Source organism: Clostridium hominis (genome assembly GCF_014287825.1).
In the GTDB taxonomy this organism is placed as follows: Bacteria; Bacillota; Clostridia; order Clostridiales; family Clostridiaceae; genus Clostridium; species Clostridium hominis.
On sequence record NZ_JACOOO010000019.1, the window covers coordinates 1 to 14,366 of the forward strand.

Annotated in this window: 11 protein-coding genes; 1 reads left to right on the plus strand and 10 read right to left on the minus strand. The window is 26.3% G+C overall.

The features are described 5' to 3' along the window. Positions 1 to 121: 121 nt before the first annotated feature. From H8S20_RS10505 to H8S20_RS10530, 6 genes are all read right to left on the minus strand, one after another. Positions 122 to 1,186, minus strand: a complete 1,065-nt coding sequence (locus tag H8S20_RS10505; RefSeq protein WP_032119182.1) for a GNAT family N-acetyltransferase — start codon at positions 1,184 to 1,186, stop codon at positions 122 to 124. A gap of 21 nt (positions 1,187 to 1,207) precedes the next feature. Next, positions 1,208 to 2,191 carry a hypothetical protein gene (locus H8S20_RS10510; RefSeq protein WP_032119183.1) on the minus strand — a complete coding sequence of 328 codons (984 nt, stop codon included), beginning with the start codon at positions 2,189 to 2,191 and terminating at the stop codon, positions 1,208 to 1,210. Positions 2,192 to 2,252: 61 nt separating this feature from the next. Further along, complete coding sequence (locus H8S20_RS10515) at positions 2,253 to 3,368, minus strand: glycosyltransferase (RefSeq protein ID WP_032119184.1); 1,116 nt, start codon at positions 3,366 to 3,368, stop codon at positions 2,253 to 2,255. A 126-nt stretch (positions 3,369 to 3,494) separates the two neighbouring features. Next, a complete protein-coding gene (locus tag H8S20_RS10520; RefSeq protein ID WP_186860085.1) occupies positions 3,495 to 4,739 on the minus strand; it encodes a hypothetical protein in 1,245 nt (414 codons plus the stop codon). A gap of 177 nt (positions 4,740 to 4,916) precedes the next feature. After that, a complete protein-coding gene (locus H8S20_RS10525; RefSeq protein ID WP_186860086.1) occupies positions 4,917 to 6,014 on the minus strand; it encodes a glycosyltransferase in 1,098 nt (365 codons plus the stop codon). Positions 6,015 to 6,039: 25 nt separating this feature from the next. Beyond that, positions 6,040 to 7,308 (minus strand): glycosyltransferase family 4 protein, encoded by a 1,269-nt coding sequence (locus H8S20_RS10530; protein ID WP_366456058.1) that lies wholly within the window; start codon positions 7,306 to 7,308, stop codon positions 6,040 to 6,042. Between the two features lie 115 nt (positions 7,309 to 7,423). Between H8S20_RS10530 and H8S20_RS10535 the strand changes: the two genes are divergently transcribed. Beyond that, positions 7,424 to 8,767 carry a tyrosine-protein kinase domain-containing protein gene (locus tag H8S20_RS10535; RefSeq protein WP_032119219.1) on the plus strand — a complete coding sequence of 448 codons (1,344 nt, stop codon included), beginning with the start codon at positions 7,424 to 7,426 and terminating at the stop codon, positions 8,765 to 8,767. Between the two features lie 36 nt (positions 8,768 to 8,803). Here the strand turns inward: H8S20_RS10535 and H8S20_RS10540 are convergent, their stop codons facing one another. The 4 genes from H8S20_RS10540 to H8S20_RS20805 form a co-directional block, all read right to left on the minus strand. Further along, a complete protein-coding gene (locus H8S20_RS10540; protein ID WP_032119220.1) occupies positions 8,804 to 10,441 on the minus strand; it encodes a hypothetical protein in 1,638 nt (545 codons plus the stop codon). Between the two features lie 180 nt (positions 10,442 to 10,621). After that, positions 10,622 to 11,611 carry a calcium/sodium antiporter gene (locus tag H8S20_RS10545; protein ID WP_032119221.1) on the minus strand — a complete coding sequence of 330 codons (990 nt, stop codon included), beginning with the start codon at positions 11,609 to 11,611 and terminating at the stop codon, positions 10,622 to 10,624. Between the two features lie 236 nt (positions 11,612 to 11,847). Beyond that, on the minus strand, positions 11,848 to 13,020 hold the full coding sequence (locus H8S20_RS10550) for an FprA family A-type flavoprotein (protein ID WP_186860087.1): 1,173 nt from the start codon (positions 13,018 to 13,020) through the stop codon (positions 11,848 to 11,850). 137 nt (positions 13,021 to 13,157) lie between these two features. Next, entirely contained in the window at positions 13,158 to 14,096 is a 939-nt protein-coding gene (locus H8S20_RS20805; RefSeq protein ID WP_366456062.1) for a 3'-5' exonuclease, read from the minus strand. Positions 14,097 to 14,366: the final 270 nt, after the last annotated feature.

The window sequence follows — 14,366 nt, forward strand, 5'->3', positions numbered from 1 at the left end:
ATGCACAATGAATATGCTTCTTAATAAACTTCTTGCATAATTTATAAATTTTATTATCTATTAGCATAGATAACTTCTCCTTCATTTTTATCATATCTTGCTTTTAAATTTAATTAGAATTCTAATTGCATAAACATGATTTTATCTTCTTTCCTAACCTTAATAATATCTGTTTTTTTCTTATAATTGTATAATCACAAATATTAATTACACTATCTGTAGAATAAAACTTATACTCTTCATCACCTAATAGCATATCAATTAAATCATAGCTATTTTTATAGTGATTTATTACTTTCTTAATCAATATGTCACCCATAGATAACTTTTTCCAACTTTCATCATTATATAAATTATATCCATATACCTTATTACAGCATTTAAACCCTAAATGTCCTGAAATTACCTGATTATCATAAGTTACGTAAGAGAATTCTAGCTTTCCACGCTCATATAATTTATAAAATAAACTTTCATAGAACTGCACATAGTCTTCATTTTTTAATATACTGTCTTTCCAAGTATTTTTATGAATATCAACTAACTGATACCATATATCTTTATCCCACTTACTATCAATGTTAATATTAATATTTTCATTTTTATCACTAACTCTTTCTTTTCTTTCTATTTCTTTATATCTTTTTGCATTTCTTTTTTCTTCAAACTCACCAATATTAATATATGGTGCAATTTTTTCTACTTTTTTATAGCATATTGCCTCATCACTAAATCGCCCTATTACCTCACCTATTAATATAGATTGTTTTTCCCTATAACTTATATTATTTAATGAAATCATATCCCATCTCTCATCTTCAAATATTATTTTAAATAATTTCTTTAATACTGAATAATGGTTATAATCTTTTCTAATCAATATACATTGATAGTCTGCAGTTCTATCTACAATAAATTTTAAGATTCTTTTTTTTATTATTCCAAATTTCTTTTCCTCAATATATAATGGCGCTATTGTAACTATTTCCCCATTTTCTTCACCTACTACTACAAAAAGTTTAAAATTACTATTCTTAAAATGTTTTATATATTCTTCAATCCATATCCATTCATAAAAAATTTCTTTATTTTCAAGGTTATTATATAATTCACTCCAAGCTTCTTTTAAATTTTTAAAATCATTAATTTCATTGATTATCTTAAATTCAATTTTCCCCTTCATCATTAAAGTTTCTCCTTAAATTTTTTATCTTATGATCATTCCCTTAAGCTTAGTTGGTTCATTTACAGTGCAAGTAGTAATACTACAATGCCAATTGCCTTTTTTATCCCTGGCTGAATACATTATATATCTGTTATTATCTATATCTATAAATGTTGGTCTATATAAAAAATCTTCATCAAAAGCTCCTTCTTTACCCTTTTCCATAACTATTACTGGCATTGACCATGTTACATTATCTTTTGAGTAACAATATGCAATCTTTTGATTATCATATTCATCTAAAGCTGCTGAAAAGTACATCTCAAATCCATTTCTAGTCTTTTTAATGTCCATATGCCATACATATCTTCCTTCTATAGGAGCTATAATAATATCTCTTATAAAACACCAATCTGTCCCATCTTTACTTACATAATATTTTATCTTTTTATTTTTCCAATCTACAACCCAAATGCAATATTTATCATCTTCAATTATAACTACTGGTGACATAAACTGATTAAATGTTCCTTGTGAACTATTTAATACTTCTTCCTTACTCCAATTCACTCCATCACAACTTAATTTTCTTAAAATAACTTCACTATCTCCCAAGATTCCTCTGGTTCTCTTCCTGTACCATATTTCAAGTTTATTATTGTTAAATAATACCTGAGGATCACTATAATGATACATTTTCACATCTTCTGTAGATACCAATGGGTTTGTCCCCCTCTTAGGTTTATTCCAGTTAACTAAATCATTAGAGCACATAACACAAGGGTTCTCTAGTCTCTCATTTTCCTTTCTATATGGAGTTATTGCTAACCAATATTTATATCCATTCCATGTTTTGTAAAAATATATTAAAGATGGATGAACATTTTGATATCCAACTCCTATATATGGAGATATTTTAAGATATCCTATCCCATTTGCTTCAAAATTTTTATCTGTATATTCTTTTATATCTAGTTCTTTATTTAATAGATTATTAACTTTAATGATTTTCTCCCATAAAATCATTAAAATTATTACCAATACTATCCCTGATATTAAAATTAATGTATTAATTTTAACTCACCTCTTATCCTTTTATTTGGTCAAATATTTCCTCAATCTCATTAATTCTCATATTATATTGAAAAAAACTTCTTCTCTCTATACTCTTTTTTTCGTAGTATTGCAATAAGTTCTTATTCTGCAATATATAGCCTAAGCCTTTCTCTATCCCTTCCTCAGAGTTCTCACAAACGATTCCATTTTCTTTATCTCCTAATACTTCTACAGTTCCACTAATATCAGTTATCATCACTGGTTTTGCTAGTAAGATGGCTTCTGCTACTGCGACCCCATACCCTTCTGTTTTAGATGCTGATACAAATAAATTAGCAGCTTTAATGTAAGGATACGGATTTTCTATAAATCCCATAATCTCAACTGACCCATTAACCCCCAGTGTATTTACCAACTGCTCTAAATTTCTTCTTTCTTCGCCTTCACCTATAATAACTAACCTGTGAGGAAATTTTCCAACTAACTTAGCATGAGCCTTAATTAATCTATCAAATCCCTTAATATTCACTAATCTACCTACTGAAACTATTGTGAATTCATTATATGATATTTCTCTTTCATTAGATTTTGTTATAATATTTTCAATAATAATAGGATTGTATACTATATGCTTGTTTATATTATCATCATTAAATATCTTACCAAATCCTAAGTAGGCATCTTTAGATACAAATATGACATCATCAAATTTTCTATAGCAACTTATTTCTTCATCTCTTTTATACACATAATTTGTCCATCTATTCTGTGATAAATCAGTATGAACCCATGCGATTTTTTTACTTTCTTTATTTGTAGAGTAACTAATTATTTTAGTCGCAAATCCTTCCAAAAAAGCAATTTCAATATGAGATTCTTTAGGCATAAATAACTTATAAAATACCCCAGGTATATATTTCATAAAATTAAAAACTATCTTATTACCTATTCTTCCAAAGGGCTTTTTAATAATAGTTTTAACATTTATTTCTTGATCTAAATTCTTTATATTTACTCCCATTCCGAATAATAATACTAAGGTTATACTATATTTTTTTTTATCAATTTTATTTAATACATCTACAGCTACCTTTTCCGCCCCGCCCCCTTCAAGGTGTTCTAAAAAAAACATAACTTTTTTTTTCATATAAATACCTCTCTATAAACCTTGATAATAATATAATACTCACACATAAAAAATATGTTATAAATCATTGAAATTTTATACTTTCTGTATTTTTATAAAATTTCAAATTAATTTATAACATATACCTTAATCATCTATTCCATTATTAACAACTAATATAAGCCATAGAATTAATATTATTATACTTGAACTTATAATCGAACTATTATAAATAATAAAAATTACAGTTATTATTATACTCATAATATTAATTATTGATTTATCTGTTCTTTTCTTAAAATACATATAAACATTTTTTGCTAGTATATATATATATATTGATATCCACATTATTGTTCCAATTATTCCATTTTCAACTATATTTAGTGGTAATGTAAAAAAATGTAGGTTCAGATAATCATATTCTATTGCAACTGCTCCTGCTAAAACATTTATGTTACTAGGATTTGTAGTTCCTAGTCCAGTGCCAAAATATATCTTAAATTTATTAGTTAATACTGTACTTTTTAATAAATTCATAAATCCAAATCTATTAACTGAATCTACTCCATAGGCATTTTTTGCATAGTCTACAAATTCCTCACTACTTCCAAATAAATTCTGATCTGGATAGAATTCAATAAAACTTTTATAAGATACACTAATTAAAAGTCCTATTATTAATATCGCTAATATAGTTCTAAATGAACCTTTTTTCAAAAATATAGTCATTAAATAAATTAACGGTATTAATATAAAACCAATCTTTACTTCAGCTAATGCAGAATACATTAGTAATAAACTTACAAAAACAAATTGAAAATTTTTAATCTTAATAAAATTTTCCTTATTAACAATAATCAATACAAGGATATACAAAAAAATTTGAATTAATATTCCAGTCCCACTTTTACCGAATAATCCTGAAATATTATCTCTATTTGTATTTGAAATAAACTGAAAAATAATAAGTGGAAACTGTATAAGCGAATATACTAAAATTAATTTCATGTTTATATTTATATATTTCTTTTCTACATTCATATTAGTAAAAAATATATAAAAAATTATATATGAAAACTTCTTTAGAAAAGTAAAAGTAAGAAGTATTATATTGGTGTCGTAATTGTTATATATTAAGGATACTGCATTTATTAATAATAATCCAAGTGTTGTAAAGCCTAGATACTTATTTATGAATATTTTTTCTTTTGCTATAAACTTTTTCTCAAATATTTTAATAATTAGTAAAATGTATAGAGCATATGGTATATACGCAAATATCCCATTAATTTCTGCTAGCTTTGGTGATAATAGAACAAGCCAAATTGTAATAATAAATAATCTTGTTTCATTAATATATACATATATTCCTATAAAACTAATTATCAATATACCCAGTAAATATATTATTATATTTATTTTTAATACATAACTAGCTAATACTATACAAGCAATTAATATAGTAATTATAGCTATATTAATAATGACTTTCTGCTTATTATTAACCTCTATCCCCCCTTTAACTTCTTACTTTTTTCATAATTTACTCTTGGTTTCTGTAAAAACTTATCTCTTATTATTTTCTAATATATTATTAAAATACTTACCTAATTCTAGACTTATATTCTCCCAAGAATTATTATTAATAGTATTAATTATTTCTCTTCTACTAAATGATACTTTATTATTATATAGATACTCCAAAGCATCATAGAAAGCCTCTTCCGTATCATCTATTAGTATTCCATTTTTATTATTTACTACCTTTTGATTTTCAATTGTAGAAGTAGCTATAACAAACAATCCATTAAATAAATATTCATACGTCTTTGTTGCAGGTTGATTAGTAAAGTATTCTGTTATAGGAATAAATGCCACTCCTATATTACTTTCTAAAAAGTATTTTCCTAACTCTTCATTTTTTACTCTTCCTAAATACTTAATATTATTAAATTGATTTTTATTTATCTCTTCTAGTAGCATCTTTTCATCTATATCATTTTCAAAAAAACCTATTAATTTATATTCTAAGTTTTCCCCATTATACTTTTCGCTTAATTTATTAAAAGCTTTTACTGTGTCTATAATCCTTCGCCTAGTAAATGTTCCAACATATATTAAAGATATTTTCTTATCTAAATCTAAGTTTAAATCATCTTCTAGTTTTATTAAAGTTTTACCTCCTAAAGGTAATATATTACACTTATCTTCGGGAATCTTTAGTAACTTTCTTACTTCATCAGTTATTATAGTTATATTTTCAAATACTTCAGACTCCTTCAAGATTTTATTATTATAGCTTCTAATTTCCTTCAAAGTTCCAACAACTTGAGATGTTCTAATATCTAGTACGAACTTCTTATTTAAAAAAAGCTTCTTAATGATAGAACACCCTGTGAAATACTTCAAAAATATAATATCTGGATTTATTACAATTGTATAAAATATAATGTATATTATTTTAAAAATAAATCTTAAAGCTCTATTTTTTATCTGCGGTATATATTTAATATTTATATCTTCATTGACTATCTTTTCTAATCCTAAATATGGAGAAATAAAAGTAATACTAAAATCTTTATATAAATATAAACAATAGTTATAAGTATCTGTATGATATCCAAACTGCTCATATCCGTTTATAATTAACAATTTCTTTTTCATATTTCCCTCTCAAAATGCATTTAATCTACTTTTTAACTCCTTCGTATTTATTAATTACTTCTTCATAAATTTCCATCAGCTTATTATAATGCACTTCTTTACTATAATTTTCTTCAATAAATGCCCTATTCTTCTGTCCTATTTTTATAACCTCATCTTCAGTTAACTCAAAAATTTCTCTTATTATATTAGCCATACTATCAATATCATTATTTTTAAATAATAGTTTGTCATTGTTTATAAGTTCTGGAATTCCTCCTATATTTGATCCTACTACCACCTTTCCTAATGCCATACTCTCAATTACAGACATAGGATTATTTTCATACCAAATTGAAGGAATAACCATAAACCTAGCATTTCTAATTAAAGCTTTTAATTCATCCCCAATCTTAAACCCATCAAAAACTATATTCTGAATATTTCTTTCTTCTATATACTTCTTTAATTCACCCTCTATAGGGCCTGTACCAATTACCCTTAGTAAATATTCTTTATTTTTCTCAGCTGCTTTAATTAAATTAATTACCCCCTTTTCCTCTGATAATCTTCCAACATATATATAATAATTTTTAAAGTTATAATTAGGCTTATACTCTTCTATGTTTATAAAATTGGGAAGATATCTAACTTTATCTTCTTCATATCCAAACTCCACAAATTTATCTTTAAAAAACTTGCTTGGAGTAATTATTATATCTATATTTTGGTAACTACTAAAAATGTAGTGAATATAAGCCTCAAATGTATTTATTAAGCTATAAAGTCTTGATTCCTTTACACATTTATTAATTGTACAATTATAAAACCTATTACCTTTGCATTTTTCACAAAGACCATTTTTATTTAACATTTTATAATTAGGACATATTAACTTTAAATCATGAGCTGTATATACTATTGGTATGTTCATCTTTTTTAATGGCGATAATATTGATGGAGATAATTGATGATTAAAATTATTTAGGTGTGCAATATCAGGTCGTATTTCCTTTATTAATTTTTTTATTTTTCTTTTAGCCTCAAGATTATATATAATTTTAAATGCTCCTACTATTTTCTCTAGTAAATTGCTCTGATTATAATCAATATTCTTTATAAAATAATTTTTATATTCATTATAAAAATTTCTTTCGTGATTCATTGAAAAAGGGATTACTTTATTATTTTTCTCTTCTAATAATTTTTTTAATGAAAAATAATAGGTTTCACATCCTCCCTTAATATAATAAAATTTATTGACAAGCAATATTTTCATTTTCAATTTTTTATTACCTTTTTTTAATAAACCCATTGACAATATTTCCTCTCCTAAGAACATCTCATGCTATACTCCCATAAATATGATAAGAGAAACCTTTTGGTTACTTACTAAAATCTTATAAATATTTATATTCTTTGGAGGTACAATGAATAAATTTAAATACTTTAAACTTATTAAAGAAAAACTATCAATTATTATATTAATTACTATATGTTCAATAATTATCTCCACAATTGCAACGCTATTTTTTATTGATCCAACATATGAATCAAAAATCTCAGTGATAATAGGTCCAAATCAATCAATATCAGATGATTATTCCTCTTATCAAAGTTCTTATGATATTGTTATGTATCAAAAGATGGTTAAAACCTATTCAGAACTTCTGACTTCAAAAATTGTATTGCAGGATGTTATAGAAAATACTGGATTAGATTTAAATTTAGAAAGTTTAGCATCAATGATTCAAATTAAAACCACTACTGAAAGTGAATTTATAAATATCACTGTAGAAGATAAAATTCCTGAAGTTACAACATTAGTAGCAAATCAATTAGCACTTTCATTAAAAAATATCTCTTCAGAGATTAGGGGAGTAGATAATGTTATTTTAGTAGATACTGCGCCAATTCCCGAAAAACCTACAAAACCCAATATAATAATAAATATAACTTTATCGTTTATACTTGGATTAATATTTTCAATATCTTTAGTTGTTCTTATAAATTACTTAGACCAGCGTATTAAAGATAAGGATGAGTTAAAAGAATTGATTAACTTACCTATATTAGGTGAGATTCCTAACTTCTCATCAATAAATACTAATAATGAAGATAACTATCTTTTTGCTAATGCATCTCCTAAATCATTACCTACAGAAGCAATAAATATTTTAAGAACTAATTTGCAATTTTGCAATGTTAATTCCGACTTAAAAAAAATACTCTTTACTTCCTCATCTCCTAGTGAAGGTAAAAGCACTCTTATCAGCAATTTAGGAATTTCTATGGCCTTAACTAATAAAAAAGTTATTATAATCGATTGTGATATGCGTAAACCCAAAATTCATCGTTTATTTTCATTAAGTAATATTATTGGCTTATCTCATATATTATCAAATCAAGCTGAATTAGAAGAATGTCTTCAATCATCAAAAATAGATAACTTATCAATATTGACAGCAGGGGTAATTCCACCAAATCCATCTGAACTTATAAGTTCTAATGGTATGAAAATGCTCTTAGATAGGCTATCATCAAAATTTGATTTTATTCTTATAGATTCTCCTCCACTACCATTAGTAGCTGACTCACAAGTTTTATCAACTTTTGTTGATGGTACAGTAATAGTAACTAAATTGGGTTATACAACAAAGTCTGCTTTAATAAATACTAAAGAAATACTAGATGGATTAAATACTAACGTAATAGGAGTACTTTTAAACAATTCTCCTATCAAATCATCTTCAAATTATTATTATAAAGAATAAAAGACTTCAGAATTACTCTGAAGTCTTTTCTCTAAACTACTCTGTTGTAGATGAATTTTCTACTGATGAGCTTTCAACTTTATTCTCTTTTAATGATAAGTTCTCAAAAGAATTTGTTATAATATATTTTCCATCTCCAACTTTAATAAACTTAAGAGAAACTTTATCTCCTACTTTTGTTAATGCAGCTTCTCTAGAACTTTCTGTTGATACGGAGAATATATTATCTAATCCTTTAATCTTAATATCATATATACTTGAACCTTCTTTTAGTACTAATCCAATTCTTTCAACTTCACCTTCTAAAACTTCTTCACTATTTGAACCTTCTAAAGAAATATTAGTATTGGTTAAAGCTTCAATATATCTATTTAATGTAGTCTGTAATGAATCCCCAACAGCAACAGTGCTATAATTTTTAACATTAACCATTGCATACTGTTTAACTAATCCATTAGAGTCCTTTAAAGTCATAAAGTATGTTGGCTCTGATTGAATATTTATTAAATATGGAAATGTTGCACTATATCCAAATTGTTGAACCTTACCTTCAGCTGATTGCATACTTGCAACCTCTGTAGCACCAGCTGTTTTATACATTGTAGTTTCTCCTGTTCTTGTATCCGTTAATGTAAATCCAACTAAACCTTCATCATTTCCTATAGAAGTTATTCCAGTATAATAATAACATTTATCATCATTAAATATTATGTTCATACCTTGCGTAGTCTTTAATTTATCTTTATCGCTAAAGTTAAATATACCGTGAACTAATTCCCCCCACTTATTTAAGTAGTTATTTATATATCCTGCAGGCTGAATTCTATCTACCCATTGTGGCGTATTTTCAATATCATAAACATTTGATTTACCAGTTTGAGCATCGATTATTAATACACCTATTGCCTTTTGCTCAGTTAACCCAATTGCATTATCGTATCTAGTTATAACCCAATAAGGATTTCCTTCATCATCTAATTCAAATGTATAATCTGCATGACCAGCTCTCATATCTCTTAAATATGCAGCTCTATCTAAATCACTAAAAAGATATGAAGACTCAAGATATTTTAAATGTATAGGTTGTCCATTTAACTCTGTAATTAATTGTACATCATTTTGATTTGTTGCACTTACTTTAATATAACCTTTTGTCCCTTCATTATTAGTCAACCATTTAAATAATGATGAATGTTCTAATGGTGCAACATAATATAATTGACCTGCAACACTCTGTAATGTTAAATCTCCAATTGTAACTTGACTTCCTAAGCTTGGTATTTCACCTAACTTTTTATCTGCTAACTTTGCTGCCAATTGTTTATCAATAGTAGGCAACTGCTTTAAATCTATATGTTCTATTTGGCTAGAAAATTCTACTTCTTCAATATTTCCTATTAAATTTCTATGTTCTTTGGGCATTATCAGAGGACTAAAAACTGCTAAAGCCACTACATATAGCACTCCTACTCCAATACCTGAAATTATATATTTCTTATTTAATGTTAAGACCCCATAAGCTATCGTACATAAAACAAAAGGTCCTACTAATAAGAATGAGCTCAATGTAAAATCTAATATTAATTTACTTTGAAATAAAAGAAATACCCCTATAGCAACATAAGCAAGTACTAACCACTTTATATATTGCGAAAATTTACTTTGAAAATTCATTTTCATCCCTCCATGGGATTATTATACTGCCAAACATCCTCAATAACAATACCCCTTTTAAAGTTTTTCCATATTTTATTATAAGTTATTTATTAACTTTTAGTTAACAAGTATAAAAAATTAAAAATCTCTAAGTGATGCAAATTACAAAAATAGTAATTCTATCACCTAGAGATTTAATTAGTTTCTAAATATTATATAAGACATATATCCGATATATAAAGCTACAAATAATATACCTTCTAATTTTCCTAATCTTTTTTCTTTACCTTTATGTGCAAAAATTAAAATTGCTATTAATATAGTAACTAAAATTAAGAATATAAAATCAACTACTAGCGTTGATGATACTAAAATAGGACTAATTATTGAAGATGCTCCTATTATCAATAAAATATTAAATATATTTGATCCTAATATATTTCCAAGAGCCATGTCCTCTTCGCCTTTTAGCGCTGCCATAGCTGATGTAACAAGTTCAGGGAGAGATGTTCCCATAGCAACTATAGTTAGTCCTACTAATTTATCACTCATTCCCCAAGCTGTTGCAATACTTGATGCCGAATCAACAACTATCTTACCACCTATTACAATACCTATTCCTCCTATTAGTAGAGCTATAATACTTTTAGGTATATTTACTTCTTCTATATCTGCATTTTCTATAGCCATTTCTGCAGCTATATCCTTAGCATTGTTAGTTTTACTTCCTTTAACGGTCCAAATTAAAAAAGCGATATATAATATACATCCGGCCAATAATATTAATCCATCAAATCTAGAAATGTAATTATCCTTGCCAAACAGTATTCCATTAAAAGTCAATAGTAGAAATAATGTAGTAACTGCTATATTAATAAAGAAATCCTTCTTTATAGTTGATTTTTTTATTATAAGTGGCATTATTATTAAAGTTACTCCTAATACCATAAGCGTATTAAAGATATTAGACCCTAATACATTTCCTACTGCTATTTCATTATTTCCTTGAAGTGATGATATAATACTTACCGCAAGTTCTGGAGCGCTTGTCCCTAATGATACTATTGTTAATCCAACGATTACAGATGGAATACCTAACTTTTTAGAAATCCTAGAAGCTCCATCCACAAAAATATCTGCACCTTTTATAAGTAGAAAAAATCCTATTATTAATAATATGTAGTTCATTTATTTTCCCCTTTTCTTTAAGTTCCTTTAATTATTTTACATTATATAAGGTTAAAACACAAATTAACTTAACATATTTTACAATCAATCTGTGTTACCTTAACAATCCAAAAAATCGTCAAACAATTCAAATAAAAATCCTAAACTATAAATGAAAATTCTCTAATAGAAATAAAAAAATAGAAACTGCCTAAGCAGTTTCCACATTAATTTAAAATTATATATTTACAATTTATTTATCTCATTAACTCTATAAACTCATCTAAATAATCTTCTGCCTCTTCATATTTCTCTTCTGAAGGTACAAAGCAGAATTTATATCCTGGAGCAGTTTTTATTTTTAAGCTTTGAAGTCTTTCTGTAAGCATAGGAACTCCTTCTCCACTCCAGCCGTAAGATCCAAAAGCCATTGCAACCTTATCTCTGTTTGTAATTGCACTTACAAGTGATAATAAATCCCAAGCCGGCTTAACAGCATCTTTGTTTATTGTTGGAGATCCTATTAAAAATCCCCTTGCTTTAGAAATCTTCTCTATAGATTCTTCTAGAGGAATAGTAGTTATCTCAGTAACATCTGCTATAAATCCTTTTTCCTCAAGCTTTTTCTTAAAGAAGTTAGCCATCATTTCTGTGTTGTGATAAGCAGATATATAGAAAATTTCAACCTTATTTGAATCAACTTCTACTTCTTTAGACCATTCTTTATAAAGCTCTAATATCTTATCTATTTCTCTAACATGTATTGGTCCATGACTTGGAGCTATCATATCTATTTGTAAATCTTTTATTTTCTCAAGTCCTAAATTAACATATTTAGGGAATGGTCCCATTATACAATCATAGTAATATTTCATCTCTGCAAAATATTCATCATTAAGCTCACATGTCATACTTCCCTCTGGACAGAAGTGAGAACCTGTAAAGTCACAAGTAAATAAAGTATTTTTTTCTTTTATATAAGTAAACATTGTATCTGGCCAATGTAAGTTTGGAGCACTTATAAAGCTTAGTGTATGATTTCCTAAATTAATTTCTTCATTAGCTTCTTTAGCATTAAACTCACAATTTAAAATATCTTTTAAGTATTTTAAAGTAGCTCTTGAACCAACTATTTTTACCTCTGGATAATCCTTTAATAAATCTATTAGAGCTCCACTATGATCTAACTCTGTATGATGTACCACAACATAATCAATTTTTTTATCACCAATTATATTTTTAATGTTTTCTTTAAACTCATTATAAAATCCATTTTTCACTATATCAAGTATTGCTACTTTTTCATCATTAATTAAATAGGAGTTATACGTAGTTCCTTTTTTCGTTTCCATTATTATATCAAATATTCTTAATTCAGGATCCTTTACACCAATCCAGTATATATTTTCCTTTAACTGCTCTACTGCCATTCATTTAACCTCCAATTTACTAATCTATCTTATATTTTACCAAATTATATTTCAATCTTAAAATATAATTTATAACTGTTATAAGTCAAAAAATCCGATTATTGACCATTTCACTCGGAATTAATAGTTATTATTAATTAATACTTAATATTTCTACTTATTTCACCTTCCGCTATTACATATTGATAATGTAATGCTCTAGTTAATGCTACATAAAGCAATCTTTGATTTAACAAATTATCCTTATAGTTGCTCTCTAGTGGGTTATAAATAATTGTTCCATCAAACTCTAATCCTTTTGTTAGATAGGATGGTATTATTACTATATCATCTGGTGAATCTTTTTCATTTCCTTTTATAATCTGTATTTTCCTCTTGCAGTATCTTTTGATATTCTTCTCTAATTCTTTTGCTTCTTCTATAGTTCTTGTTATAATCCCTATACTACTCTTTCCTTTATTCTCTATCTCCTGTATTATCCCCTCTATTAGCTTAGCAGATTCTTTTTTATCACTAGACAATTTAACAATAGGATCATCACCGTGTCTTAATACCGGTTTTGCAGGAATTATTCCTAAATTTTGAGCTTCTAATGCATGTTTTGCAAAATCTATTATTTCTACAGTTGATCTATAACTTTGAGTTAAAGATATAAACGTAGCATTACCGTTAAATATTTTTTCCGTTACATCTTTCCAGTTTTTAATTCCTTTATAATAATAAATGCCTTGGGCTAAGTCCCCTACTAGAGTTAATGAGTTTCCTCTAGTCAAATTAGTAATAACCTCTATTTGCAATGGACTATAATCTTGCGCTTCATCTACTACTATATGCTTAAATTTAGATTTATCTTCAATTCCCTCTAAAAGTATGTGAATATATAAAAGTGCCGCTAAATCATCTTCATCTACTATTCCCTTTTCAAAGTTACCAACAACTTCTTCTTTCATATATTCTAAAAGCTGAAATGGTATTCTATTATCTACTGCTATATCAAATACGGTTTCATCTTTAAACATATTTAAGTATATATCTTTTGATGTAATACCTCGCCAACTCTTAAAATATTCATTCATTACTTTTTTAGAGTCTTGCTTTATATAAGCTTTTACTCCATCTCTTTCATCATATAATTTTCTTAACTCAGCCCTTCTTTCATCACTATCTTCCGAATTAGATTTGATTTTCTTTATTTTTAAATCCCACTCTCTATCTATATTAATTAATAAAATTTCTATCTTTTCTTTTAACTTTAAGTTAAGATATCTTTTTATCTCATCTTTACGCTTATTTATTGGATAGACCTTTAAATCTTTTAAATATAATCTAGTAATTTCTCTTTAGAT